We start from the raw sequence: 25,412 nt of genomic DNA on the forward strand, positions 1-25,412 counted from the left end.
GATCGCTCCGGTGCCGCTGCCGCCGGAACGGGGTGACGGTCGGCCCGGCGCGCCGGACCGAGGTGCGGCGCCCTCCGAGGCATCGGCGGGCCGACCGCGATCGGGCCGACCGCCATGTTCCAGGAGGGCCTCATGGTCCGCCTATACCGTCACGTCGCAAGCAGCATAGGGCTCGATGCGCGCGCCCCGCGAGGATCCGCGTGGCATCCCGCGGCGACGGGTGAGCGTACGGTGACGGGGTGGCCGGTCAGGCCTCGTCCGGCCGGGGGATCGGTTGGGTCATGCCGTCGAAGTCCCGGGGCAGCCGGGCCACCATCTCGCGGAACTCGTCGACGGTGACCGCCTCCCGCAGGGTGGCGAAGACGGCACCGGTTCCCGCCCGGGCGGTGGCCTCGTCCGTCCCGGCCCGCTCCCCCACCCGACGCACGAAGTCCGCCGGACCGGGCGCGCTGCCCGGGCCGTCGCCGGGACCGGTCCCCGCGAGATAGCCGTCGAGTTCGTCGGGGAGGCGACCGGCCGCACCGCCGCTCATCCGCTCCACCATGGTCTGCAACACGGCGCGGGCGATCGTGGCGGCCTGGGCGGTGGGCAGTCCGGCGCGGCGGGACACCGCATCGACGAATAGGGGAAACCGCACGGCAGCCTCCTGTCGTCAGCGGATGCGCGGATACCCGCCCCCGGCACCCGCAAACGACCGCCCCGAGGGCGGGGAGGCGGCCCGCCACCCCGCTTGACATCAGCCCGGTCGCTCAGTGAGGATTGAGTCAATGGATGCTGATGCTTCTCTGACCGCGCGTGCCCGGATCCACGCCGCCCTCGGCGACCCGGCGCGCCTGGCGATCGTGGACGCGCTGCTGCTCGGCGACGCCTCCCCCGGCGAGATCGCCCACGCCCTCGACCTGCCCACCAACCTGGTGGCCCACCACGTCAAGGTGCTCACCGGAGCCGGCCTGGTCACCCGCACGCGCTCCGAGGGCGACCGGCGCCGCGCCTACCTGCGGCTGCGACCGGCGGCGCTGTCGGCGCTGGCCCCGCCGCCGCTGGACGGGGTGGGTCGCGTCGTCTTCGTCTGCACCCACAACTCCGCCCGCTCGCAGCTCGCCGCGGCCCTCTGGACGCGGCGCACGCACGCCCCGGCCGCGTCGGCGGGCACCAGCCCCGCCCCCCGCGTGCACCCCCGCGCCGAGGCGGTGGCCCGCCGCCACGGGCTGCGTCTCGACCCGGTCGGCACCGCCCACGTCGACGACGTCGTCCGCGCCGCGGACCTCGTCGTCGCCGTCTGCGACAACGCGCACGAGGATCTCACCGGCGCGGCCCGGCCCCGCCTGCACTGGTCGGTGCCCGACCCCGTCCGCGTCGGCACCGACGAGGCGTTCGAGGCGGCGTACGCCGAACTCGAGGCCCGGGTCGACCGGCTCGCACCCGCCGTGACCGCCGCGGCGCCGAGCTGACCGCCGTCCGCCCGCACCACCCGACCGCCGCACCCGCACCCGCACCGACGACCCGAACGGGAGCCCCGTGAGCACCACCACCCACGACGATCCGGCCGACGTGGCCGTGGTGGGACGCCTGTCCCGCCTCGACCGGTTCCTGCCGCTCTGGATCGGCCTCGCGATGGCTGCCGGCCTCCTCCTCGGCCGGCTGGTCCCGGGCCTGGACGCCGCGCTGGACGCGGTGCGGATCGGCGGCGTCTCGCTGCCCATCGCCCTCGGGCTGCTGATCATGATGTACCCGGTGCTGGCCAAGGTCCGCTACGACCGGCTCGGCACCGTCACCGGTGACCGGCGGCTGCTGCTCTCCTCGCTGGCGCTGAACTGGATCGTCGGGCCCGCGCTGATGTTCGCGCTGGCCTGGTTCTTCCTGGCCGACCAGCCGGAGTACCGCACCGGCCTGATCATCGTCGGGCTGGCCCGCTGCATCGCCATGGTGGTCATCTGGAACGACCTGGCCTGCGGCGACCGGGAGGCCGCCGCCGTGCTGGTCGCGCTCAACTCGGTGTTCCAGGTGCTCGCGTTCGGCGTGCTCGGCTGGTTCTACCTCGCGGTCCTGCCGGACTGGCTGGGCCTGGAGGGCGCCGAGCTGACCGTCTCGGGCTGGGACATCGCCCGCAACGTGCTGATCTTCCTCGGCGTCCCGCTGCTCGCCGGCTACCTCACCCGCCGTCTCGGCGAGCGGACCCGGGGCCGCGACTGGTACGAGCGCCGGTTCCTGCCGAGGATCGGCCCCACGGCGCTGTACGGGCTGCTCTTCACCATCGTCGTCCTGTTCGCCCTCCAGGGCGAGGCGATCACCGACCGACCGCTGGACGTGGCCCGCATCGCCCTGCCGCTGCTGGTCTACTTCGCGGTGATGTGGGCCGGGTCGTACGCCCTCGGCCGGGCGGTCGGCCTCGGCTACGCGCGCACCACGACGCTGGCCTTCACCGCCGCCGGCAACAACTTCGAGCTCGCCATCGCGGTCGCCATCGGCACCTTCGGCGTCACGTCCGGGCAGGCCCTGGCGGGCGTGGTCGGGCCGCTGATCGAGGTGCCGGTCCTGGTCGCCCTCGTCCACGTCTCGCTGTGGGCACGCCGCCGGTTCTTCCCGTCGCCCGCCCCGGGCCGGCCCACCGTCCCCGTCGCGCACTGAGAGGAAGCACCCATGACCACGAAGCCCACCGTCCTCTTCGTCTGCGTACACAACGCCGGCCGTTCGCAGATGGCCGCCGGCTGGCTGCGCCACCTCGCCGGCGACGCCGTCGAGGTGCGCTCCGCCGGATCGGCGCCGGCCGGGACCGTCAACCCGGCCGCCGTCGAGGCGATGCGGGAGGTCGGCATCGACATCAGCGCACAGACGCCGACCCTGCTGGAGTACGCCACCGCCGAGTCCTCCGACGTCATCGTCACGATGGGCTGCGGCGACGCCTGCCCGGTCTTCCCCGGCCGGCGCTACGAGGACTGGCAGCTCGACGACCCCGCCGGCCGCAGCGTCGAGGACGTCCGGCCGATCCGCGACGAGATCCGGGCGCGGGTGCAGCGGCTGCTGCGGGAGCTGGTCCCGGCCGGCTGACCGGGGCGCCCGGGCGGGCTCAGCCGGCCGGGTCGTCGGCGAGGACGTCGAGCAGCAGCGCGGCCGTCCAGCCGAACGCCGGCGAGCCGAGCCCGGCACCGGTGTCCGGGTGGAAGTACTCGTGGCAGCCGGAGCGGGCCACCAGCTCGATCATCGAGTCGCGCAGGCCGGCCGCCAGGTCCGGGCGGCCGTGGCGCAGCAGCCCCCGGCGCACCAGCCAGTTGACGTTCATCCAGCTCGGCCCGCGCCAGTAGCGCAGCGGCTCGAAGTCCGGCGCGGTGCGGTCGTGGCTGGGCAGCGGCCGGTCCATCCGGGCGGCCAGCCCGAAGCGCGGCGAGCACGCCTCGGCGACCAGCGCCGACACCTGCCGCGCGGGCAGGTCGGGCAGGACCAGCGGGGCCAGGCCGAGCACCGTCCGGGCCGGCACGAGGCGGTCGGCGCGCAGGTCCCGGGGGTGGAAGGTGCCGGTCGTCGGGTCGTACAGCCGGCGCACCAGGGCCTCGGTGATCCGCGCGGCGCGCTCCCGGTGCGGGCCGGGGTCGGCGCCGACCAGCGGCGCGATCCGGGCGAGCGCGTGCTCCGCGGCGCCCATGGCGGCGTTGACCAGCGGGCACTCCACCAGGAACGGGTGCCGGCCGGCGAGGTCGTCGTCGCGGTAGCGGCGCTCGCGGTAGGCCGCCACGATCGCGACGTAGCGCGCGTAGTCGAGGTCCGTGGGGCGGTGCGCGGCGTCGGCGTGCGCGGTGTCGTGCCGGCGGTACGCGCGCATGACGGCCGCGTCGGCGGGCACCGCCGCCATCGGGGCGTCCCAGGCGGGACTGTTGTCCAGCCCGGACTCCCACGGGTGGACGATGCAGGCCAACCCGCCCCCGCCGACATCCCGGCGGGTGGCGAGGTAGCGCTGCTGGGCCACCAGCCGGGGATAGAGCCGGCGCAGCGCCGCCCGCCCGGCCCCGGAGGGGGACCGCCGGTACGCCAGCCAGGCGGCGGGCGCGTGCACGGGCGGCTGGATCAGCCCGGAGGTGGCGACCGCCGGTGCGCCCTCGGCGAGCCCCGACTCCCAGAACTCCGGCCCCGGGAAGTACGAGCCGACGCGCAGCGCCGGGTTGAACACGATGTGCGGCACCCGCCCGTCGACCCACTGGGCCCGGAACAGGCTGGCCAGCTCGCACCAGGCGCGGTCGGGGCGGACGTGGGACCAGCCGATGGCGATGAACGCCGAGTCCCAGCTCCACTGGTGCGGGTAGAGGGTGCGCGACGGCACCGTGTGGTCGTGTTCCCAGTTGGCGTCGAGGGTGGCGACGGCGAGGCGGCGCAGGGCCCCGACGTCGCGGGCCCCGGCGGTGGTGTGCGGGCCGCCGGCGGTCCCGGTGCTCACGCCGCCGCCTGCCGGGGCTGGGCGTGCCGCAGCACGGTGGCGGCCTGGTGCAGGGCGCGTACGGGGTCGCCGCGCAGCCGGCACTCCAGCGCCAGCCAGCCCCGGTAGTCGATCTCCAGCAGGGTGCGGACCAGTGCCGGCCAGTCGAGGTGCCCGGCGCCGGGCTGGTGGCGGTTGGAGTCGCTGACCTGCACGTGCCCCAGGTACGGCGCGGCGGCGCGCAGCGCCCGGTGCACGTCGTCCTCCTCGATGTTCATGTGGAAGGTGTCCGCCACCACCCGCACCGAGGGCAGCCCGACGGCCGCGCAGAGGGCGACCGCGTCGGCGAGCCGGTTGACCATGTGGTCCTCGTACCGGTTGAGCGGTTCCAGGAAGAGGGTGACCCCCTCGGCGCGGGCGTGCTCCCCCAGCTCGCCCAGGGCGTCGACGAGCACCTGCCGGTCGGCGGCGGGTGAGCGGGGCGGCTCGAACGGCGGCAGCCGCCGGGAGAACATCCCCCACGCCGCCGGGGTCATCGCGCCGACGCCGCCGACCTCGGCGATCACGGAGAGCTGGGAGCGCAGGTTGCGCACCGCGTCGCGGGAGCGCCCGGGGTCGAAGTCACCGATGAAGTGGTCCATCTCCACGCAGACGGTGGGCATGACCACCCCGGCGGCGCGGGCCCGGCGCAGCTCGGGCAGCCGGCGGGCGAGCCCGAGGTCGCCGGAGCCGCGCAGCTCGATCGCGTCGTAGCCGAGCGCGGTGGCGAGCGCGTACTTCTGGATCAGGTCGGTGCCCGGCAGGAGCTGCTCCTGACAGGCCAGGGGAATCGTCATCAGAACCTCAGCACCACTTGGAGGACGTCAGCGTCACCGCGGTCGAGCAGCGCCAGCGCGTCGGCCACCGCGCTCGCGTCGACGACGTGGCTCACCAGCGGCAGCGGGTCGACGCTGCCCTCGGCCACCAGGTCCATGAAGGTGTGTGCGACGCGGGCCCCGGTCCACCGGCCGGCCATGCCGGGCGCCGGGGTCGGCCCGGAGACCTGGGCCGCCACCAGCTGGATCCGGTTGTGGTGGAACTCCTCACCCAGGCCGAGCCCGTCGGCCTGTCCCTGGTAGAAGCCGGCGGCCACGACGCGGCCGGCGTGGGCGGTGGAGCGGATCGCCTCGTGCAGTGCCGGGTACGCCCCGGACAGTTCCAGGCAGACGTCCGCGCCCCGGCCGCCGGTGGCCCGGCGCAGCACGGCCGCGGCCGACTCGGCGCCCGCGTCGACGACGGTCCGGGCGCCGAGCCGGCCGGCGTGCGCCAGCCGGGCGGGCACCCGGTCGACGGCGACCACCCGCGCGCCGGAGAGGACGGCGAGCCGGGTGGCGAGCAGCCCGATGACGCCCTGCCCGAAGACCGCGACCCAGTCGCCCAGGTGCAGGTCGCCGGCGAGCACGGCGGTGAGGGCGATCGCCCCGGGGCGGGCGAAGACCGCGGCGAGGGGGTCCAGCCCGGCGGGCAGCGGATGCACCGTGTCGGCGGGGACGACCGCCTCGGCGCGGTGCCCCCAGATGCCCCAGACGACCTGTCCGGCCCGGCGGTCGGCCACGTCGGGCGCGACCTCGACGATCTCGCCGACCTCCTCGTAGCCGAAGCCCACCAGCGGGTACGGCACGGCGGTCTGCCGGGGCACGAACATCCGGCTGACGTCGTCCCAGTCCTTGCTCAGCCGGGGGTTGCTGCCCCGGTAGAGGGTGAGTTCCGTGCCGGCCGAGATGCCGGAGTAGCAGGTGCGGATCCGGACCTGGCCGGGGCCGAGCGGATCCGGGGGGCAGGGCTCGAGGCTGATCCGTCGGGGCCCGGCGAGTGAGACAACCCAGTTGACCATGAGTCACATCCCGGTAGCACTGGGCTCCATCGTAGGCAGAAAATCGGTATATGTCTTGTAATTGATCAATCCAGCGCGTTGAATCCCTTCTATACCCTTCGAGAGGAGTGCCACCGATGTCAGCACCTCCGATGCGGATACTCGCCGCCACCCTGATCATGGCAGTCACCGGGGCCAGCCTGCTGGCCTGCGGCGACGAAGAATCCGACAGCAACAGCAAGAAGATCACCGTGTGGAGCCTGGAGGACGTGGCCGACCGGGTCACCGCCACCAAGGCGATCATCGCGGACTTCACCGCCAGCACCGGCATCGCCGTCGACCTGGTCACCGTCAACGAGGACCAGTTCCCCGCCCTGATCGCCTCCAGCGCCGCCGCCGGTGAACTGCCCGACGTGGTCGGTTCGGTGTCGCTCGCCGGCGTGCGCACCCTCGCCGGCAACGAACTGCTGCACTCCTCGGCGAACGCGGAGGTCGTCGAGAAACTCGGTCGGCAGACCTTCTCGCCGCGGGCCCTGGAGCTGACCGCCGACGACGGCCGGCAGCTCGCCGTGCCCAGCGACGGCTGGGGCCAACTGCTCGTCTACCGCAAGGACCTGTTCGCCGCCGCCGGGCTGCCCGCCCCCGACACGTACGAGAGGATCGCCGCCGCCGCGACGAAGCTCAACACCGGCGGCGTCGCGGGCATCACCGCCGCCACCGCCCCCGGCGACGTGTTCACCCAGCAGACCTTCGAACACCTCGCGTTGGCCAACAACTGCCAGCTCACCGACGACTCCGGGGCCGTGCGGCTGGACTCACCGGAGTGCGTCGAGGCGTTCCGGTTCTACGGCGAGATGATGCGCACCAGCTCGGTCAAGGGCGCGCAGGACGTCGACACCACCCGGGCCACCTACTTCGCCGGCAAGGCGGCCATGCTGGTCTGGTCGCCGTTCATCCTCGACGAGCTGGCCGGCCTGCGCAACGACGCCAAGCCGACCTGCCCGCAGTGCCAGGCCGACCCGACGTTCCTCGCGAAGAACAGCGGCTTCGTCACCGCGATCAGGGGCCCGAACGGCGCCGAACCCGCCCAGTACGGCGAGATCAGCTCCTGGGCCGTGCTCGACGGCGCCGCCGCCGACCCGGCGAGGTCCTTCGTGGAGCACATGCTCGGCGACGGCTACCCGCGCTGGTTCGGCATGTCCCCCGAGGGGCGCTTCCCCGTCCGCAAGGGCACCGCCCAGGAGCCGGAGAAGTTCCTCACCGCCTGGAACACCAGCCAGGCCGGTGTCGACGCCAAGAAGCCGCTCGCCGAGGTCTACGGCGACGAGGTGCTCGCGGCCCTGCGCCGCAGCCCCGACACCTTCCAGCGCTGGGGCCTCACGCAGGGCCAGGGCAAGCTCGTCGGCGCGATCCTCGGCGAGCTGCCGGTGCCCAAGGCCCTCAACGACGTGGTCGCCGGCAAGACCGACGCCGCCGCGGCCGCCGGACGGGCGAAGAAGGACGTGGAGGCGATCAAGGCGGGCGTCAATTGACCACCGCCCCACCGGACACCGGCCGCTCCCCCGCCCGGGAGCGGCCGGCCCCGGCCCGCCGCCGCAGACCGATGACCCTGCGCCGCCGCGAGTCCCGCGCCGGGCTCGCGCTGGTCGCCCCGACCCTGCTCGTCGTGGTCGCCGTGATCGGCATCCCCATCGTCTGGACCGTCGTGCTGGCCTTCCAGCGGGTACGCCTGGCGACGCTGCGCCGCACGGGGCTGTTCGGCGAGTTCACGATGGACAACGTCCAGCGGGTGCTGAACACCCCGGGCTTCGCCGACACGCTGTGGACCACGCTGGTCTACGCCGTGGCCAGCACCGCCGGCTCGATCGTGCTCGGCCTGGTGGCGGCGCTGGTCGTCCGCCGGCCGTTCCGGGGCCGCACCCTGGTCCGCGCGTCGATGCTGCTGCCGTACGTGGCGCCGGTGGTCGCGGTCACCTTCGTCTGGCAGGTGATGCTCGACCCGCAGCTCGGCATCGTCAACGACTGGGGCCGGCGGTTCCTCGGCTGGGACACCCCGGTGCCGTTCCTGTCCCAGGAGTCGACCGCCCTGGCCACGGTCGTCGCCTTCGAGGCGTGGCGCTACTTCCCCTTCGCCTTCCTGTTCCTGCTCGCCCGGCTCCAGGCGGTGCCAGGGGAGCTGGAGGAGGCGGCCCGGGTCGACGGGGCCACGCCCAGCCAGCGGTTCCGGCACATCCTGCTGCCGCAGCTGCTGCCGGTGATCGGCCTGCTGGGGGTGCTGCGGTTCATCATGACGTTCAACAAGTTCGACGACGTCTACCTGCTCACCGGCGGGGCCGCCGGCACCGAGGTGGTCAGCGTCCGGGTCTACGAGTTCCTGACCGCGCGTACGGACATCGGCGCGGCGGCGGCGCAGGCGGTCGTGCTCGCCGTGGTGCTCATCGTGTTCGTGGTGGTGTACCTGCGCTTCTTCGGCGGACGGAGGGACGGCTGATGGACCGGGACCGGATCGAGACGGTGGGCCTGCGCTGGCTGCGCCGGCTGGTGATCGCCGCGTTCCTGCTGGTCACCGTCTTCCCCTTCTACTACATGCTGGTGCTCTCGGTGCGCCCCATCGAGCGGCTGCTGCTCGACCCCGGCTCGCTGGTGGTGGGCCTCGGCGAGCTGACCTTCGACACGTACGCCGAGGTGGTGAAGGCCGTCGACGACGGCGGCCAGGGGTTCCTCACCTTCATGCGCAACAGCGGCCTGGTCGCCGTCGCGGCGACGCTGCTGACGCTGGCCGTGGCGATCCCCGGCGCGTACGCGGTCGCCCGGCTGCGGTTCTTCGGCCGGCGGCAGGTCGACTTCCTCTTCCTGGCGGTCTACCTGTTCCCGTCGATCGTCATCGCCATCCCGCTCTTCGTGGTCTTCACCCGGGCCGGGCTGCGCGGCTCGTTGCTCGGCCTGGTGCTGGTCTACATCTCGCAGACCCTGCCGGTCTCGGTCTACATGCTGCGCAACTACTTCGAGACCATCCCGGTCAGCCTCGAGGAGTCGGCCGCGATCGACGGCGCCGGGCGGCTCGGCATCATCCGCCGGGTCAGCCTCCCCCTGGCGGCGCCGTCCATCATGGCCGTCGCCCTGTACGACTTCATGATCGCCTGGAACGAGTTCCTGTTCGCCCTGCTGTTCCTGGTCGACAAGCCGCACCGGTGGACGGTGTCGCTGGGGCTGGCGCAGCTCGCGGACGGCGTCGAGGTGCCGAAGACGGTGCTCATGGCCGGCTCGGTGATCCTCACCCTCCCCATCGTGCTCCTCTTCTTCGCCAGCGAGCGCCTGCTCACCGAGGGGCTCACCAGCGGCGCGGAGAAGGGCTGAGGCCGCGGGCGGGGTTGCCGCGCCGTGGGCGCCGACGGAGCATGTGCCGGGTGGATCCCTCCCCCGACGCGCTCCCCGACGCCCCGTCCGCGGCTGCCCCGCCCGCTGCCGGGATGCTGCTGCGCGACGTGCAGCCGGGCGACCTCGACGTCTACGTACGCCTGCGCTGCGATCCGGCCGTGATGGCGGAGCTGGGCGGCCCGCAGCCGCGTGACCGCGTGACCGCCCAGCTCCGGCGTGACCTCGAGACCGTGCGGGACGGCAGCGCCTGGATCAAGATGATCGTCCCTGACGACGGCGCGGAGGCGGCCGGAACGGTGACGTTGTACTCCCACGGGGGCGTCTCGGAGATCGGCTGGATGGTCGTGCCGGAGCACCAGGGCAGGGGCTTGGCAGGCAGGGCCGTCCGCGCCGTGCTCGACCTGGCCCGGGCGGACGGCCGATGGGGGCTCGTCCACGCCTTCCCCGCCACGACGAATGCGGCGTCGAACGCCATCTGCCGGTCGGGCGGCTTCGTCTTCGTCGGCGAGGAGCAGACGGAGTTCGCCGGACGCCTCTTCCGCACCAACCACTGGGTCGTCGATCCGTCGGCCCGCTCCGACCGCTAGTCGGCGTAACGCGCACGCGGCGACGCCCCGCCGGGGCAGGCGGACACCACACCGCCGGCGGAGGTCCCCGTCCGCCCCGCCGCCGCGCGAGCACCGGGGAGCCGGCTACGGTGGCGGCATGGGAAACCCGACCCGATGGGAGACCGAAACCGGTCCGGAGCACTCGCAGTGGTACATCGACCGGTTCCGCCGGCTGGCCGCCGAGGGGGCCGACCTGGCCGGCGAGGCCCGGCTGCTGGACGCGATGGTCGCGCCCGGGTCCCGGATCCTCGACGCCGGCTGCGGCACCGGCCGGGTGGGCGCGGCGCTGGCCGACCGGGGCCACACCGTGGTCGGGGTGGACGCCGACCCGGCGCTGGTCGAGGCCGCCCGCGCCGATCACCCGGGCCCGCGCTGGCTGGTCGCCGACCTGGCCGAGCTGGACCTGGCGGCGGCCGGCGAGCCGGAGCCGTTCGACGCGGCGGTCGTGGCCGGGAACGTGCTGGCCTTCGTCGCCCCCGGCACCGAGCGGGAGGTGCTCCGCCGCGTCGCCGCCCACCTGCGCCCCGACGGCGTGCTGGCGGTCGGCTTCGGCACCGACCGGGGCTATCCGCTGACCGGGTTCGACGCCGACGCGGTGGCCGCCGGCCTGCGGCTGGAGCACCGCTTCGCCACCTGGGACCTGCGCCCGTGGCGCGACGACGCCGACTTCGCCGTCACCGTGCTGCGCCGCCCCGCCGACTGAACCCGCGCCGGACCGGCCGGCGGGGCCGGTCGAGCCCGGGTGGGCGGCGCGCTCAGGCGGGGGCGGCGACGACCCGCGCGGCGGCCGGGTCGAGCGCGGCGCCGGCGGGGACCAGGGCGACCAGGCTGGCCGGCAGCCGCACCGGCCGCACGTCGCGGTAGCCGAGCGTGCCCAGCACCTCGCCGCCGGCGAGGACGTGGCGCCGGCCCAGGTCGGTGACCACGGAGACCGCGCCGCCGGTCGCGCCGGGCGCCGCGACCGCCTCGACCACCGCGCCGCGGCCCGGCTCCACCACGACGTGGTCGGCGCGCACCCCACCCCCGGCCGCCGGGGCGGTGCGCGGCGCGGCGGCGAGGTCCGGCAGCCGTACGCCGAGCCGGACCTCCGCGACGCCGCCGTCGTCGCCCACCCGGGCGCAGAGCGCCATGCCGTCGGCGGCGGCCAGCCGGGGCGGCGCGGTCGGCGGGGCGGTGGGCCCCGTCGGGGCGAGGTCGGGCAGCTTGGGCAGCGCCGCGAACCGCCCGAGCGTGATCGGCTCGGGCTCGCCCTGGCCGGTGCGGGCCAGCAGCAGGCCGGCCTGCAACTCGGTGATGCCGGCCAGTCCGTCCCGCAGCGCGACGGCGTACTGCCGGCCGCCGCCGGAGTTGCGCACCAGGTAGACGTCGCCGATCCGCGCCCCGGACACCCGCGCGGAGCGCTCCCCCTCGGCCGGCAGGGCCAGCGGGGCGAGATCGGCGCCGGCGGGCAGGCTGTTGAGCAGGGCCGGGGCCGCCGGGACCGCCCGGGCCCGGGTGGCCGCCAGGGCGGCCAGCACCCGGTTGGGGTCGCGTACCAGGTAGCGGCGCTGGTGCCAGACGAGGTGCAGTCCGCCGTCGGGGTGGCGCAGCAGCAGCGCGTCCTCGCCCAGGGCCCGGCCGCCGCCGGCGGTCGCGCCGATCAGCAGCGCCGAGCGGGGCGTCGTCCGGTCGGCCTCGGCGGCGACGGAGCAGACCGTCCACGGCGCGGCGGAGAGCCGGTTCCTGGCGGGCAGCGAGTCGGGGGCGTCGGCGATGCCCAGCGGCAGCCCGCGCGGCACCCCGTCGATGGCGCGCCGGGAGACGAGCACGGTCTTCGGCCGGTCCGCGCCGATGATCAGCAGAGCCGACGCGTAGTTGAGCACCGGGTGCAGCTTCTCCTCCCGGTAGACGAACCGGGCCCCGGACTCCTTCTCCACGATCACCGCGCCCGGGTCGCGCCAGGTGCTGCCGCCCCCGGTGAAGAGGCCGTAGAGGGCGAATCCGCCCAGGCCGATGGCCGCGACCAGCACGCTGGCCAGGCCGGCGCCGGCGAGCCGCCGGAACGGCGACTGGGCCGGGTCGGTCTCCCGCATCACCAGGGCGGCGACGGCCCGCTGGACGGTGAACTGGTACGAGTGCAGCTGGTCCTGCCGCGACGGCATCGCATCCCTTCCCGTGGGCGGTCGGGGCACAGGATAAGCGTTGCGTCGATGCCCCGAGGACCCTGCGTCGCGACGGCACCGGTTTCCGGGCACCGGCCCCGTCGGAGCGAGCAGGATCACCGCGCGGGCGCGGACGCCTCCCGCCTGAGGGGATAGCATGGGCCCGTACGGGTACCCCCGGGGGTATACCGAGAGAGCGAGGAGGCGCGCGGTGAAGCTGCGACCCGAGATGACGAGCGAGGCCCTGACCCGCCTGAAGCGGGCCCGGGGGCAGCTCAACGCCGTCATCGAGATGATGGAGACCGGCCAGGACTGCCGCGAGGCGCTGACCCAGCTCGCGGCGGTGTCGAAGGCGATCGACCGGGCCGGCTTCAAGATCATCGCCTCCGGCATGCGGCACTGCACCGCCGCCCGCGAGCGAGGCGACTCCCCGGAGATGACCGAGGAGGAGCTGGAGAAGCTCTTCCTCGCCCTCGCCTGACCGCCACCGAAAGAAACGCATCGCACACGTTGCGTGACAGCGACGTGTCCGGGTAGACAGATTGCACACGTCAACACCCCGACGTGTGTCCGCCGCATACCCCCCGGGGTATTTGATCCCACAAGGAGCACGGCAATGGCAGTCGAGGTGTCCGTCATCGCGACCTCCTCGCTCGGCGACCGCAGCTACCTGGCCTCCGACGGCACGGTGGCGATCGTGGTCGACCCCCAGCGGGACATCGACCGGATCATGTATCTCGCGGGCGGGAAGGGCGTACGCGTCACCCACGTGGTGGAGACCCACATCCACAACGACTACGTCTCCGGCGGCCTGCACCTGGCCCGGCTGACCGGCGCCCACTACCTGGTCGGCGCCGACGACGAGGTCGGGTTCGACCGGACGCCGGTCGCCGACGGCGACACGGTGCCCGTCTCCGACGCGCTGCGGCTGCGGGTGGTCGCCACGCCGGGGCACACCTTCCACCACCTGTCGTACGTGCTCGACGAGGCCGACGACGCCGGCTGGCGCCCCGTCGGCGTGTTCACCGGCGGCTCGCTGCTCTTCGGCACCACCGGGCGCACCGACCTGCTCGGCGGGGAGCACGCCCACGAGCTGGCCCACCGCCAGCACGCCTCGGCCCGGCGCCTGGCCGACCTGCTGCCCGACGGCGCCGAGGTGTGGCCCACCCACGGCTTCGGCAGCTTCTGCTCGGCCGGCCAGTCCGACGCGCCCGAGTCGACCATCGGCCGGGAGAAGCGGGCGAACCCCGTGCTGCGACTCGCCGCCGACGAGTTCGTCACCGAGACCCTGGCCGGGCTCGACGCCTACCCGGCGTACTACGCCCACATGGGCGTGGCGAACCTCGCCGGTCCGGCGCCGGTGGACCTCACCCCGATCGCCCGGGCCGACGCCGCCGAGTTGCGGGAGCGGATCGCCGCCGGCCAGTGGGTCGTCGACCTGCGCCACCGCAAGGCGTACGCCACGTCGCACCTGGCGGGCACGATCGCCCTCGGACTCGACGGCCCGATGTCGACCTGGCTCGGCTGGCTCATCGACCGGGGAGCGCCGCTCACCCTGCTGGCGGAGACGCCGGAGCAGGTCGCCGACGCCCAGCGCGAGCTGGTCCGCATCGGCATCGACCGGCCGGCCGCCCAGGCCACCGGGGATCCCGGGCGGTGGGCCGCCGGGCCGGAACAGCTGCGGGAGCTGCGCATGGCCGACTTCCCGGCGCTGGCCGCCGCCCGCGCCGGCGACACCCCGGCGGGGCTGCCCGCCCCGGACGTGGTGCTCGACGTACGGATGAGCAACGAGTGGACCGGCGGCCACGTCGAGGGCGCGGTGCACATCCCTCTGCCCGACCTGCCCGGGCGCCTCGCCGAGGTGCCCGCCGGCACCGTCTGGGTGCACTGCGGCTCCGGCTACCGGGCCACGGTCGCCGCGTCGCTGCTGGCGAACGCGGGCCGCGAGGTCGTCGTGATCGACGACAAGTTCGGCCGGGCCGAGGCCTCCGGCGTCGCCATGAGCTCCGGCGACGCCTGAGGCGTGGGCACTCCCGCGTGGTTCCGACGCGACGGCGGGACGACGGCGGGGCGGGCCGTCCACGCCCCGGCCGGGCGGGGCACTCCCCGCCCGGACCTCCGTGACCCGGGGACCGACGTCGGTCGACCGGGGCACCCCGCGACGCCCCGGCCGCGGCCGTGACCGGCGGCCTCGCGCTGGCCGTCGCGCTGGCCGTGCTCATCGGGATCAGCCTCGGCCTGCTCGGTGGCGGCGGGTCCATCCTCGCCGTACCGCTGCTGATCTACGTCGCCGACCTGCCGGCGAGGGAGGCGATCGCCACCTCGCTGCTCGTCGTCGGGGTGACCAGCGCCGTGGGCGCGCTGCCACACGCCCGGGCCGGCCGGGTCCGGTGGCGCACCGGCCTGCTCTTCGGGATCGCGGGCATGGCCGGTGCGTACGCCGGAGGCCGCCTGGCTGCGTTCGTCCCGGCCGCGCTCCTGCTCGCCGGCTTCGCCCTGATGATGCTCGCCACCGCGGCGGCCATGCTGCGCGGCCGGCGCGACCACGCGGGGCGGGAACGGCACGCGCCCTCGACACCGCGGGTGCTCCTCGACGGCGTCGTGGTCGGGCTGGTCACCGGGCTGGTCGGCGCCGGCGGCGGGTTCCTGGTGGTGCCCGCCCTCGCCCTGCTCGGCGGCCTGCCGGTGCCGGTCGCCGTGGGCACCTCGCTCGTGGTCATCGCGATGAAGTCGTTCGCGGGGCTGGCCGGCTACCTGTCCACCGTCGACATCGATCCGGGCCTGGCCACCGCCGTGACCACCGCCGCCGTGGTCGGCAGCCTCACCGGCGGCCGGCTCGCGGGGCACGTCCGGGAGGACGTGCTGCGCCGCGCGTTCGGCTGGTTCGTCGCGACGATGGGCGTGCTCGTCCTGGCCGGGCAACTACCCGCGCACCTGCGGACTGACCCCCGGCTGTGGACCGTCGCCCTGGCGACGGCGGCGACGGCGGTCGCGGTCGCGAGGGCGCGACGCCGGCGTCCCCGCCGGCCCGATGATCCCAGCCGGCCCGACCGCCGGAGCCGGCCCGAGCGCCCGAGCCGGCCCGACCGGACGTAGCGGAACCCGCTCAGGGGCGCAGGATCAGCCGGATGGGGTCGCCCTGCTTGGTGTGCACCCGCCGCACCGCCTCCTCGGCGTCGGCCAGCGGCAGCACGTCGCTGATCGACGCCGACAGGTCGAGCCGGCGCTGCCGGGCCAGGGACACCAACTGCTCGACGTGCTCGGGCTCCGAGCCGTAGTGGCCGAGCACCGCCTGCTGGAAGTAGTTGAACGGGCTGTCCGAGGCGATCGTCACCGGTTTGTTGGCGATGCCCGCGAGGACCAGCCGGCCCCGACGGGCGAGCACGGTCAACGCCTGCTCACGTACGGCGGTCACCCCGGCGAAGTCGAACGCGACGTCCAGCCCTCGCCCGCCCGTCAACTCCAGCACGGCCTCGCGGAACGCGGCGTCGGCCGGGTCGAGCACCGCGTCGGCCCCCAGGGCCGCCGCCCGGTCCCGCGCCGCCGCCAGCGGTTCCACCGCGATCACCGGGGCCGCGCCCACCAGGCGCAGCAGTTGCACGGCGTGCGCGCCCAGCCCGCCCACGCCCCACACCCCGACCGCCTCGCCGGGGCGGGTCCGCGCGGTGTCCGTCACCGCCGCCCAGGGGGTGGAGACCGCGTCGGGGATGATGCAGGCCTGTTCGAAGGGCAGGTCGTCCGGGATCGGCACCACCGTGTCCTCGCTGGCGACGACGTACTCGGCCCAGCCGCCGTCGTAGTCCACGCCCCGGGTCAGCACGGTGCCGCGCCGGTCCCGCTCCCCCGCCTGGAGCAGCACCCGCTGGCCGGGCTGCCAGCCCTCGACGTCGTCGCCGAACGCGTCGACCACCCCGGCGACCTCGTGCCCCAGCGTCACCACGTCGCCGGGCAGGTACAGCGGCGTGAGGGTGCCGTCGATCAGGTGCACGTCGGACAGGCAGACCCCCGCCGCCTCGACCCTGACGCGCACCTGCCCGTCCTGCGGCTCGGGCACCGGCACCGACTCCATCCGCAGCGCCCGTTCCGTCAGGTGCAGCCGTCCGGCCAGCATGTCCGCCACCGCGCGCCTCCTGCCCGGCCCCCGGTCGGGTGGCCCCTCGGCCGGTAGGCATACCCGGCCGGGCGGGAGGAATGCGCGTGCCGGCCACCGGGGCCCGGGGCGGCGGCGGGTAGCATCCGGGCCCGTGGGCGTGCGATTCGAGGAACTGGCCTGGCGGGAGACCCCGATCGGCCTCATCAGCCTGCGCCGGCGCCGCGACCCGTCGCTCGACGTCGAGGTGTACGAGGTCAAGCTCGACGACGAGTTCCTGATGTCCAGCCTCTTCCCCGTCGCGGAGATCGAGCTGGCCCGGCTGGGCCTGGCTCCCCTGTCCGGGCAGGGGCTCGACGTGGTCGTCGGCGGCCTCGGCCTCGGCTACACCGCCCGCACCGCGCTCGAAGACGACCGGGTCGGCTCGCTGCTGGTGGTGGAGGCGATCGAGGACGTCATCGACTGGCACCGCCGAGAGCTGCTGCCCTTCGCCGCCGGGCTGGCCGCCGACCCGCGTACCCGGTTCGTGCGGGCCGACTTCTTCGCCGCGGTGGCCGACGGCACCGGCTTCGACCCGCAGGAGCCGGGTCGGCGGTTCCACGCCGTGCTGCTCGACGTGGACCACTCGCCGCGCAACGTGCTGCACCCCGGCCACGCCCCGTTCTACACCCCCGACGGTCTGCGCCGGCTCGCCGCCCACCTGCACCCGGACGGGGTGTTCGCCCTCTGGTCGGACGACCCGCCCGATGCCGACTTCGAGGCGGCCCTCACCGCGGTGTTCCGCACCGCGCGGGCGCACGTCGTCCCGTTCGCCAACCCGCTGACCGGCGGGCAGTCGGCCAACACGGTCTACGTCGCCCAGCGCTGACGCGGCCCTGGGGCCCGTCAGGCCCCGGGTCGCGGCGGCATGGCCCGGGACGGACCGGGAAGGCGGGCCCGGAGGCCGCGCCACTGCGGCCGGAGTCACGGGAGGTGGACATGCGGACCATGCTCTGGGTCGTCGGCGTCGTCGCCGGCGCGCTCGTCCTGCTCGGGCTGCTGCTGGAGGCGGTCCGCTGGCTGGTGATCATCGGCGCGGCGGCGCTGGCCGTGGTCATCGTCCTGGCGGTGGTCAAGGGCCGGCAGGCGATGCGCCATTCCGCCGGCCACCGCTGACGACGCCTGGTCGAGCCCGAGCCGCCGCAGCACGCCCGCGACCGGTGCCGCCCGGACGGGACCCCGGCCGCTACCTACGCGACCGTAGGTTACCGTGGGGTAGGCGATCGTGCGGACGGCGGAGGAGAGACATGGACCTGAGCGCGGATCGGCCCTGGCTGCGCAGCTACGCCCCGGGCGTACCGGCGACCGTCGCGCCGTCCGACGAGTCCCTGGTCGACCTGCTGCGCGACGCCGCCCGCCGGTTCGGTCCCCGGACCGCCCTGGACTTCTTCGGCGCCGGCACCACGTACGCCGATCTGGACGACCAGGTGGGCCGGGCGGCCGAGGCGCTGCGCCGGCTCGGCGTCGGCCGGGGCGACCGGGTGGCGCTGGTGCTGCCGAACTGCCCGCAGCACGTGGTCGCCTTCTACGCCGTGCTGCGACTCGGCGCGGTGGTGGTGGAGCACAACCCGCTCTACACCGCGCAGGAGCTCACCCGGCAGCTCGCCGACCACGGCGCCCGGGTCGCGGTGGTCTGGGACAAGATCGTCCCCCTCGTCCGCGACAGCGCCGACGCGACGGCCGTCGAGACGGTGGTCGCGGTGGACCTCACCCGGGCGTTGCCCCGGCGCAAGCGCTGGGCGCTGCGGCTGCCACTGGCCCGGGCGCGGGCCACCCGCGCGGCGATGACCGGTCCCGCGCCCGGGGCCCTGTCCTGGGAACGGATGGTCGCCGCGACCACCCCCCTCGACGCCGCGCATCCCGCCCCCGGCCCGGACGACACGGCGCTGTTGCAGTACACGGGTGGCACCACCGGCACGCCGAAGGGCGCCATCCTGAGCCACCGCAACCTGCGGACCAACGCGGCGCAGGGCCGCGCCTGGGTGCCGGGCCTGCGCGACGGCGAGGAGACGGTGTACGCGGTGCTTCCGCTGTTCCACGCGTACGGGCTGACGCTCTGCCTCACCTTCTCGGTGGGCATCGGCGCCACGCTGGTGCTCTTCCCCCGCTTCGACCTGGACCAGACGCTGGAGGCGGTGCGTCGCCGGCCGCCGACCTTCCTGCCCGCCGTCCCGCCGATCTACGAGAAGCTCGCCACGGCCGCCCGGGAACGCCGGGTCGACCTCTCCTCGGCCCGGTACGCCATCTCCGGCGCCATGGCGCTGCCCCCGGCGACGGTCGAGCTGTGGGAGTCGGTCACCGGCGGGCTGCTCGTCGAGGGCTACGGCATGACCGAGACCTCCCCCGTCGCGCTCGGCAACCCGGTCTCCCCCGCCCGCCGGCCGGGCACTGTCGGCGTACCGTTCCCGTCCACCGACATCCGCATCGTCGACCCCGAGGACCCGTCGCGCGACCGCGGCCCGGGCGAGGCGGGCGAGCTGCTGATCCGGGGGCCGCAGGTGTTCGCCGGCTACTGGAACCGCCCGGCGGAGACGGCGGCGGCGCTGCTGCCCGACGGCTGGCTGCGCACCGGGGACGTCGTGGTGGCCGACGCCGACGGCTTCGTCAGCGTGGTCGACCGGATCAAGGAGCTGATCATCACCGGCGGGTTCAACGTCTACCCGTCGGAGGTGGAGGACGTGCTGCGTCGCGTCCCCGGCGTCCGCGACGCCGCGGTGGTCGGCCTGCCCGGTGAGCACGGCGGGGAGGAGGTGGTGGGGGCGGTCGTCCTGGACGAGGGCGCCGAGCCGCCCGACGAGGCGGACGTGCGGGCGGCGTGCCGGCGACACCTGGCCGGGTACAAGGTGCCCCGCCGCGTGGTCGTCGTCGAGGACCTGCCCCGCTCCCAGATCGGCAAGGTCCTGCGCCGCGAGGTCCGCGACCGGCTGCTCGCCGACGGCTGACACCGCCACGGCCCGGCCGTCCATGGTGGGCGACGCGGTGTCGCAGGTCAGGCGGCGCAGCCGCGGGTGGTGCGGTTCGGGGCGGCCGGCATCCCGTCGGGCATCATCGCGGTCGCCCCGGTCGTCGCCCGGTCAGGCGACTGGTGGGCCAGCCCGCAGGATGCGCCGGGCCCGGCGGCGGTCGAGCCACCGTGGCTCGGGCGGGTCCGTCGGATCGACGCCGGTGGCCAGCTCCAGCAGGATCAGCACCCAGAAGCCGGCCGCGCTGAGCATGTTGCGGGCGCGGCCCGGTTCCGGCGCTCCCGGCGGCAGCACGACCTGCGCCCACCGCCAGGCCACCCAGGCGATCTCCCGGTCCGGGTGGTGCCGTCCGGAGCGGCTGAGCAGCCGGACCTCGCGTCGCGCGGGAGCCGGCAGCCGCCACCAGCGCCGCAGGATCTCCAGACGCTCCTCGGCGCCGTCGGCGGGCGGTGGGACGGTCACGTCACCGGGGTTCATGGCTGGCAAGGATAGGGGGCCGCGCACCGACGGTCCCGACGGGCGGCGGTCGATCCCGGCGGATTGCGGCCGGTCCCGGCGGGCGGCGATCCCGGCGGGGTGGCGATCACGCAGAGGGGCGATCCCGGCGCGGCGGCGCTCAGAACCAGTCGTCGCGCATCTCCAGCGTGGTCCGGTCGAGGCTGTCCAGCAGGTCGAACTGCGGGCCGGTGCGGGGCAGCTCGTGTCGGAAGAAGTACCGGGCGGCCTGGCGCTTGCCGGCGTGCAGGTCGGCGTCCGGGCCGTCGCCGGGGCCGCCGGCCGCCTCGACGACGAGCAGCTGCTCCAGCCACATCCACGCGATCACCACGTGGCCGACCGCCTCCAGGTAGACGCTGGCGTTGGCCAGCGCCACCTCCGGGTCGCCGGTGCTCCACAGCCGCCGGGTGACCAGGGCGACCCGGTCGAGGGCGGCGCCGAGCGAGGCGGCCAGCTCGGCGGCCTCGCCCCCGGCCTTCCACGCGCGGGTGGTCGTGGCCCGGACCGTCTCCACCAGCAGCGCCAGCCCGGCCCCGTCGCGCATGGTGACCTTGCGCCCCAGCAGGTCCAGCGCCTGGATGCCGTGGGTCCCCTCGTGGATCGGGTTGAGCCGGTTGTCCCGCCAGTGCTGCTCGACGTCGTAGTCGCGCGTGTAGCCGGAGCCGCCGTGCACCTGGATGGCCAGGTCGTTGGCGGCCAGGCACCACTGCGACGGCCAGCTCTTCGCGATCGGGGTCAGCACGTCCAACAGCAGCCGCGCCCGCTCCCGGTCCGCCGCCTCCGGCGCGGTCTGCTCCTCGTCGAGCAGCCGACCGCAGTAGAGGACGAGCGCCAGGGCGCCCTCCACGTAGCTCTTCTGCGCCAGCAGCATCCGTCGTACGTCCGGGTGGGCGACGATGGGCACCTGCGGCGTGGCCGGGTCCTTGTCGGCCAGCGGGCGGCCCTGCGGCCGCTGCCGGGCGTACGCGAGGGACTTGAGGTAGCCGGTGTAGCCGAGGGCGGTGGCGCCGGCCCCCACCCCGATGCGCGCCTCGTTCATCATGTGGAACATCTGTGCCAGTCCCTGGTGCGGCTCGCCGACCAGGTAGCCGACCGCGCCGGGGCGCCCGCCGGGCCGGTGCACGCCCTCGCCGAAGTTGAGCAGCGTGTTGGTGGTGCCCCGGTAGCCCATCTTGTGGTTGAGGCCGACCAGCACGACGTCGTTGCGGGCGCCGAGCGCGCCGTCGTCGCGCAGCAGCACCTTCGGGACGATGAAGAGCGAGATCCCCTTCACCCCGGGCGGGCCACCGGGGATCCGGGCGAGCACCAGGTGCACGATGTTCTCCGACAGCTCGTGGTCGCCGCCGGAGATCCACATCTTGGTGCCGTGCAGCCGGTACGTCCCGTCGTCCTGCGGCTCGGCGCGGGTGGTGATGTCGGCCAGCGAGCTGCCGGCCTGCGGCTCGGACAGGCACATCGTGCCGAAGAAGCGCCCCTGCACCATCGGGCGGACCCAGGTGTCGATCTGCTCGGGGCTGCCGTGCGCGAGCAGCAGGTTGGCGTTGCCGAGGGTCAGCAGCGGGTACGCCGAGGTGCCGACGTTGGCGGCCTGGAGCCAGGCGAAGCAGGCGGCCCGTACGACGTGCGGCAGCTGCATGCCGCCGACCGACGCGTCCATGCCGGCGCCCAGCAGCCCGGTCTCGGCGAAGACGTCGAGGGCCTGCTTGACCTGCGGGATGGTGTGCACCCGGCGGCCGTCGAAGGTGGGCTCGGCGAGGTCGGCGGCCCGGTTGTGCGGGGCGAACCGCTCGGTGGCGACCCGCTCGGCGAGTTCCAGTACGGCGTCGAAGGTCTCCCGGGAGTGCTCGGCATAACGGTGCCGCTCGGTCAGCCGGGTCACGTCCAGCCAGTCGTGCAGCAGGAAGCGCAGGTCACGACGGGAGAGCAGGGTGGACGACACGGGTCTCCTTCCGTCGACGGACGCCGTCGGCCGCGGCGCGACCCGGCATGCCCTCGCGCAGGTCATCCTGACTGATCCGGCCGGCCGCCGCACCACCCGACGCCGCTGGCCCGTGGGCGGGGCGCGGCGACCGCCGCCGGGCGGCATGGCGGGCGGAGCGGGGCATCACACCGCAATCCGGACAGGTTCTTGCCATAGCGATAGACAGGTCCCTATCCTCGCTGGAAAGCGCTTTCCGGGATACGGGCGACGGCACCACCACAGGCGGAACGGGCGGAAGCACGGTCAGGCGACCTCGCGGTCGACGCTGACGACCTCGACGCGTCGAGGCCGGAGCGGAACCGCCGACCCGATCCATATCGAGAAGAGCACCCCACAGCCGGGTCGACGTGCGACCCGTCCGGCGACCGGCGACACGTCGGCAGCCTCGACGGCCCCGCCGGCAGGACACGGCTCGTGGCAGCAACACCCGGCATTTCACACGAAGGTGAGGCGAAGATGAGACGACCAGTCGCACTGCGACTCCAGGTGGCACTGGCCACGACAGCCGTCGGGGCCGCGATCGGCGTGGCGGCCCTGCCGATGCAGGAGGCGTCGGCGGCCGCCGGCGCCGCCACCGGCTACGCGACCCAGAACGGCGGGACCACCGGCGGCGCGGGCGGGCAGACGGTGCGGGTCAGCACGGGCACCGGGATCCACACGGCCCTGTGCACCCGGGCCAGCAGCAGCACCCCGATCATCATCGAGGTCCAGGGCACCATCAACCACGGCAACACCACCAAGGTGTCGGGCGACAGCTGCAGCACCGCCGACGGCGTGATCGAGCTCAAGCAGATCAGCAACGTCACGATCATCGGGGTCGGCACCGGAGCCGTCTTCGACCAGCTGGGCATCCACATCCGCGAGTCGAGCAACATCATCATCCGGAACGTGACCATCCGGAACGTCAAGAAGTCCGGCTCGCCCACCTCCAACGGCGGTGACGCCATCGGCATGGAGAGCGGCGTCCGCAACGTCTGGGTCGACCACGCCACCCTGGAGGCCTCGGGCGGGGAGTCGGAGGGCTTCGACGGCCTCTTCGACATGAAGGACAACACCCAGTACGTCACCCTGTCGTACAGCATCCTGCGCAACTCCGGCCGCGGCGGCCTCATCGGGTCCAGCGAGAGCGACCGCTCGAACGGCTTCGTCACGTTCCACCACAACCTGTACGAGAACATCGACTCCCGCACGCCCCTGCTGCGCGGCGGCATCGCCCACATCTACAACAACCACTACGTGAGCCTCCACGAGTCCGGCATCAACTCGCGGGCCGGGGCCAAGGCCAAGGTGGAGAACAACTACTTCCGCAACTCCAAGGACGTCCTGGGCACCTTCTACACCAGCGAGGCCGGCTACTGGCAGGTCGCCGGCAACGTCTTCGACAACGTGACCTGGTCCAGCCCCGGCACCGACAACAACCCCGCCGGGCCCAACCCGCAGTCCAACACCAGCGTCAGCATCCCGTACCCGTACAGCCTGGACGGGGCCGCCTGCGTGCCGGACGTCGTGCGCCAGACGGCGGGCGCCAACACGGGCCTGCGGGAGTCGGACGGCAGCTGCTCGCCGCAGACCCCGGCACCGACGCCGACCACCCCCACGCCGGGGCCGACCACCAGCCCCACGCCCGGGCCCACCACCAGCCCCACGCCGGGACCGACCCAGCAGCCCGGCGGGCCCAACCTCAGCATCGGCGCCGGCTCCGACGGCTCCAGCAAGGCCGACGGCACGAGCTACGGCAACGTGCGCGACGGCAGCCTGAGCACCCACTGGTCGCCGTCGGGCGCGACCGGCGACATCTCGATCAAGTGGGGCTCGGCGACCAGGGTGGCCCGGGTCGTCATCCGCGAGCCGTCGGGCACCCAGGGCAGCATCGGGTCCTGGCAGCTCGTCAACCACGGCACCGGCGCCGTCCTGGCCTCCGGCAGCGGGGCGGGGAGCATCTCCTTCGCCTCGACGTCGCTCACCAAGATCACGTTCAGGATCACCGGCTCGAACGGCGCGCCGAAGGTCGCCGAGTTCGAGACCTACGCCAGCTAGTTTCCCAGCTCCCGCTGCCGTCCGGGACCGGCGCGCCGGTCCCGGACGGCAGCGGCGACCCGTCCGGCGTCGGCACGGCGCGCACCACCGGCACCGGTCCCCGGCAACGGGCGCCCGAGTCAGGACACCTCGGCCAGCAGGCCGTCGACGAGGTCGCGCGGCAGGCCGTGCGTGTCGTGCAGGTCGCGGTAGTCCTCCTCGGTCAACGGACCCCGGGACCGGCGCCGGGAGACCACCGGCCGCCCGCGCCGCAGCAGTTCCCGGAACCGCCGTTCCTCGCCGGAGAACACGTCCCGCACCTCGTCGACGGTGACGGACTGCCGGAACCCGCCGAGGGTGTGCCGTACCGGCCCGGTCGGCAGGTCGGACAGGGTCCTGGACGCGTCGTCGCGCCACAGCGTGGTGAGCGTGCGGCGCAACAGCCGGCGCAGCACGTAGCCGCGGCCGGTGTTCGAGGGCCGCACGCCGTCGCCGACCACCACCACGCCCGTGCGCAGGTGGTCGCCGACCAGGCGCAGCGTTCCGTCCCGCAGGCCCCACACGTCGGACACGCCGCGCGCCCACGGCACGAGGCCCTCGCCCTCGTGGACCGAGCGGTGCCCGCGCAGCACCATCTCCAGCCGTTCGAGGCCCATCCCGGTGTCCACGTTGGGCTGCCGCAGCGGCGACAGCCGACCGTCGGGGTGCCGGTGGTAGCGCATCCCCACGTGGTTCCAGACCTCCATCCACCGGTCGTCGGTGCCGGGGGTGCCGTGGGGCGGGCCGTCGCCGGTCCAGAGGAAAATCTCCGTGTCGGGCCCGCACGGCCCGGTCGGCCCGTTGGACCACCAGTTCTCCTCCCCGGTCAGCTCCACGGGCAGGCCCAGCTCCCCCCACGTGCGCAGCGACGGCTCGTCCGGGCCGACCTGGTCGTCGCCGCCGAAGACCGTCACGTGCATCCGGTCGTGCGCCACGCCGAAGCCGTCGCGCAGCAGCTCGTAGCCCCACCGGAGGCTGCGCGGCAGGTCGTAGTCGCCGAGCGACCAGGAGCCCAGCATCCGGAACAGGGTCAGGTGGGTCGGGTCGCCCACCTCGTCCAGGTCGGTGGTGCGCAGGCAGCGCTGCACGTTCACCAGCCGCCGGCCCAGCGGGTGGGGCCGACCCTCCAGGTAGGGGGTCAACGGGTGCATCCCGGAGGTGGTGAAGAGCACCGGGTCGCCCGGCGGCGGGATCAGGGAGCCGTCGGGCACGAGTTCGTGGCCACGCTCGCGGAAGAAGTCGAGGAAGGTGCGGCTGATCGGGTCGTACGTCATGGCGGTGGCCTTTCCGGGTGGGACGACCGGAAAGGGTCCGCCGCCGGGGACCGGCGGGCCGACGGGTACGAGAAGCCGGCGGACCGTTTCCGGTCGCCGGCGGGTGTCGGTGAGGTCAGGCGGCGGCGACC

Annotated in this window: 24 protein-coding genes; 15 read left to right on the forward strand and 9 right to left on the reverse strand. The window is 74.6% G+C overall.

The window, feature by feature from the left end; genetic code table 11:
• Window positions 1-247: 247 nt before the first annotated feature.
• Entirely contained in the window at window positions 248-637 is a 390-nt protein-coding gene (locus AB0883_RS19610; RefSeq protein ID WP_366642588.1) for a DUF2267 domain-containing protein, read from the reverse strand.
• A gap of 130 nt (window positions 638-767) precedes the next feature.
• Between AB0883_RS19610 and AB0883_RS19615 the strand changes: the two genes are divergently transcribed.
• The 3 genes from AB0883_RS19615 to AB0883_RS19625 all read left to right on the forward strand — a co-directional run bounded on the left by AB0883_RS19615 (window position 768) and on the right by AB0883_RS19625 (window position 3,048).
• Window positions 768-1,451, forward strand: a complete 684-nt coding sequence (locus tag AB0883_RS19615; RefSeq protein WP_366642589.1) for a helix-turn-helix domain-containing protein — start codon at window positions 768-770, stop codon at window positions 1,449-1,451.
• A 67-nt stretch (window positions 1,452-1,518) separates the two neighbouring features.
• Window positions 1,519-2,628, forward strand: a complete 1,110-nt coding sequence (gene arsB, locus AB0883_RS19620; RefSeq protein WP_366642590.1) for an ACR3 family arsenite efflux transporter — start codon at window positions 1,519-1,521, stop codon at window positions 2,626-2,628.
• 12 nt (window positions 2,629-2,640) lie between these two features.
• Window positions 2,641-3,048 (forward strand): arsenate reductase ArsC, encoded by a 408-nt coding sequence (locus tag AB0883_RS19625; RefSeq protein ID WP_366642592.1) that lies wholly within the window; start codon window positions 2,641-2,643, stop codon window positions 3,046-3,048.
• Window positions 3,049-3,067: 19 nt separating this feature from the next.
• Here the strand turns inward: AB0883_RS19625 and AB0883_RS19630 are convergent, their stop codons facing one another.
• The 3 genes from AB0883_RS19630 to AB0883_RS19640 are packed head-to-tail and all read right to left on the reverse strand — an operon-like array spanning window position 3,068 to window position 6,278.
• On the reverse strand, window positions 3,068-4,426 hold the full coding sequence (locus AB0883_RS19630) for a hypothetical protein (RefSeq protein ID WP_366642593.1): 1,359 nt from the start codon (window positions 4,424-4,426) through the stop codon (window positions 3,068-3,070).
• On the reverse strand, window positions 4,423-5,241 hold the full coding sequence (locus tag AB0883_RS19635) for a sugar phosphate isomerase/epimerase family protein (protein ID WP_366642594.1): 819 nt from the start codon (window positions 5,239-5,241) through the stop codon (window positions 4,423-4,425). The genes AB0883_RS19630 and AB0883_RS19635 overlap by 4 nt, the downstream gene beginning before the upstream one ends.
• Window positions 5,241-6,278 (reverse strand): zinc-binding dehydrogenase, encoded by a 1,038-nt coding sequence (locus AB0883_RS19640; protein ID WP_366642595.1) that lies wholly within the window; start codon window positions 6,276-6,278, stop codon window positions 5,241-5,243. Before AB0883_RS19640 ends, AB0883_RS19635 begins: the two co-directional genes overlap by 1 nt.
• Window positions 6,279-6,394: 116 nt before the next feature.
• On the opposite strand from AB0883_RS19640, the gene AB0883_RS19645 reads away from it, so the two are divergent.
• From AB0883_RS19645 to AB0883_RS19665, 5 genes are all read left to right on the forward strand, one after another.
• Entirely contained in the window at window positions 6,395-7,789 is a 1,395-nt protein-coding gene (locus AB0883_RS19645; protein WP_366642596.1) for an extracellular solute-binding protein, read from the forward strand.
• On the forward strand, window positions 7,786-8,748 hold the full coding sequence (locus AB0883_RS19650; RefSeq protein ID WP_366642597.1) for a sugar ABC transporter permease: 963 nt from the start codon (window positions 7,786-7,788) through the stop codon (window positions 8,746-8,748). Before AB0883_RS19645 ends, AB0883_RS19650 begins: the two co-directional genes overlap by 4 nt.
• Window positions 8,748-9,614 carry a carbohydrate ABC transporter permease gene (locus AB0883_RS19655; protein ID WP_366642598.1) on the forward strand — a complete coding sequence of 289 codons (867 nt, stop codon included), beginning with the start codon at window positions 8,748-8,750 and terminating at the stop codon, window positions 9,612-9,614. Before AB0883_RS19650 ends, AB0883_RS19655 begins: the two co-directional genes overlap by 1 nt.
• A 50-nt stretch (window positions 9,615-9,664) precedes the next feature.
• Window positions 9,665-10,222 carry a GNAT family N-acetyltransferase gene (locus AB0883_RS19660; RefSeq protein ID WP_366642599.1) on the forward strand — a complete coding sequence of 186 codons (558 nt, stop codon included), beginning with the start codon at window positions 9,665-9,667 and terminating at the stop codon, window positions 10,220-10,222.
• Between the two features lie 118 nt (window positions 10,223-10,340).
• Window positions 10,341-10,946, forward strand: coding sequence for a class I SAM-dependent methyltransferase (locus AB0883_RS19665; RefSeq protein ID WP_366642600.1), 606 nt, complete (start codon window positions 10,341-10,343; stop codon window positions 10,944-10,946).
• A gap of 52 nt (window positions 10,947-10,998) precedes the next feature.
• Here the strand turns inward: AB0883_RS19665 and eccB are convergent, their stop codons facing one another.
• Window positions 10,999-12,384, reverse strand: a complete 1,386-nt coding sequence (gene eccB / locus AB0883_RS19670) for a type VII secretion protein EccB (RefSeq protein ID WP_366642601.1) — start codon at window positions 12,382-12,384, stop codon at window positions 10,999-11,001.
• Between the two features lie 211 nt (window positions 12,385-12,595).
• Between eccB and AB0883_RS19675 the strand changes: the two genes are divergently transcribed.
• The 3 genes from AB0883_RS19675 (at window position 12,596) to AB0883_RS19685 (ending at window position 15,480) form a co-directional block, all read left to right on the forward strand.
• Window positions 12,596-12,865: a metal-sensitive transcriptional regulator gene (locus AB0883_RS19675; RefSeq protein ID WP_089000744.1), complete on the forward strand. Its 270-nt coding sequence runs from the start codon at window positions 12,596-12,598 to the stop codon at window positions 12,863-12,865.
• Window positions 12,866-13,000: 135 nt separating this feature from the next.
• Complete coding sequence (locus AB0883_RS19680) at window positions 13,001-14,404, forward strand: MBL fold metallo-hydrolase (RefSeq protein ID WP_366642602.1); 1,404 nt, start codon at window positions 13,001-13,003, stop codon at window positions 14,402-14,404.
• Window positions 14,405-14,562: 158 nt separating this feature from the next.
• Window positions 14,563-15,480: a sulfite exporter TauE/SafE family protein gene (locus AB0883_RS19685; RefSeq protein WP_366642603.1), complete on the forward strand. Its 918-nt coding sequence runs from the start codon at window positions 14,563-14,565 to the stop codon at window positions 15,478-15,480.
• Between the two features lie 10 nt (window positions 15,481-15,490).
• Here the strand turns inward: AB0883_RS19685 and AB0883_RS19690 are convergent, their stop codons facing one another.
• Window positions 15,491-16,495: a zinc-binding dehydrogenase gene (locus AB0883_RS19690; protein WP_366642665.1), complete on the reverse strand. Its 1,005-nt coding sequence runs from the start codon at window positions 16,493-16,495 to the stop codon at window positions 15,491-15,493.
• A gap of 133 nt (window positions 16,496-16,628) precedes the next feature.
• On the opposite strand from AB0883_RS19690, the gene AB0883_RS19695 reads away from it, so the two are divergent.
• The 3 genes from AB0883_RS19695 (at window position 16,629) to AB0883_RS19705 (ending at window position 19,455) form a co-directional block, all read left to right on the forward strand.
• Window positions 16,629-17,342 carry a spermidine synthase gene (locus tag AB0883_RS19695; RefSeq protein ID WP_366642604.1) on the forward strand — a complete coding sequence of 238 codons (714 nt, stop codon included), beginning with the start codon at window positions 16,629-16,631 and terminating at the stop codon, window positions 17,340-17,342.
• A gap of 110 nt (window positions 17,343-17,452) precedes the next feature.
• The gene (locus AB0883_RS19700; protein ID WP_366642605.1) at window positions 17,453-17,629 is read left to right on the forward strand and encodes a hypothetical protein; all 177 of its coding nucleotides are present in this window, start codon (window positions 17,453-17,455) and stop codon (window positions 17,627-17,629) included.
• A gap of 131 nt (window positions 17,630-17,760) precedes the next feature.
• Window positions 17,761-19,455 (forward strand): long-chain-fatty-acid--CoA ligase, encoded by a 1,695-nt coding sequence (locus tag AB0883_RS19705; protein ID WP_366642606.1) that lies wholly within the window; start codon window positions 17,761-17,763, stop codon window positions 19,453-19,455.
• Between the two features lie 132 nt (window positions 19,456-19,587).
• Here the strand turns inward: AB0883_RS19705 and AB0883_RS19710 are convergent, their stop codons facing one another.
• Both AB0883_RS19710 and AB0883_RS19715 read right to left on the reverse strand, forming a co-directional pair.
• Window positions 19,588-19,953, reverse strand: a complete 366-nt coding sequence (locus AB0883_RS19710) for a hypothetical protein (RefSeq protein ID WP_366642607.1) — start codon at window positions 19,951-19,953, stop codon at window positions 19,588-19,590.
• A 139-nt stretch (window positions 19,954-20,092) separates the two neighbouring features.
• Window positions 20,093-21,910, reverse strand: coding sequence for an acyl-CoA dehydrogenase (locus AB0883_RS19715; protein ID WP_366642608.1), 1,818 nt, complete (start codon window positions 21,908-21,910; stop codon window positions 20,093-20,095).
• 498 nt (window positions 21,911-22,408) lie between these two features.
• Here AB0883_RS19715 and AB0883_RS19720 point away from each other — a divergent pair, with 498 nt between their 5' ends.
• Window positions 22,409-23,989 carry a pectate lyase gene (locus AB0883_RS19720; RefSeq protein WP_366642609.1) on the forward strand — a complete coding sequence of 527 codons (1,581 nt, stop codon included), beginning with the start codon at window positions 22,409-22,411 and terminating at the stop codon, window positions 23,987-23,989.
• A gap of 119 nt (window positions 23,990-24,108) precedes the next feature.
• Here AB0883_RS19720 and AB0883_RS19725 read toward each other — a convergent pair whose 3' ends face one another.
• Window positions 24,109-25,281, reverse strand: coding sequence for an alanine--tRNA ligase-related protein (locus tag AB0883_RS19725; protein ID WP_366642610.1), 1,173 nt, complete (start codon window positions 25,279-25,281; stop codon window positions 24,109-24,111).
• Between the last annotated feature and the right edge of the window lie 131 nt (window positions 25,282-25,412).

This window comes from Micromonospora sp. NPDC047812 (genome assembly GCF_040704175.1).
Classification (GTDB): domain Bacteria; phylum Actinomycetota; class Actinomycetes; order Mycobacteriales; family Micromonosporaceae; genus Micromonospora.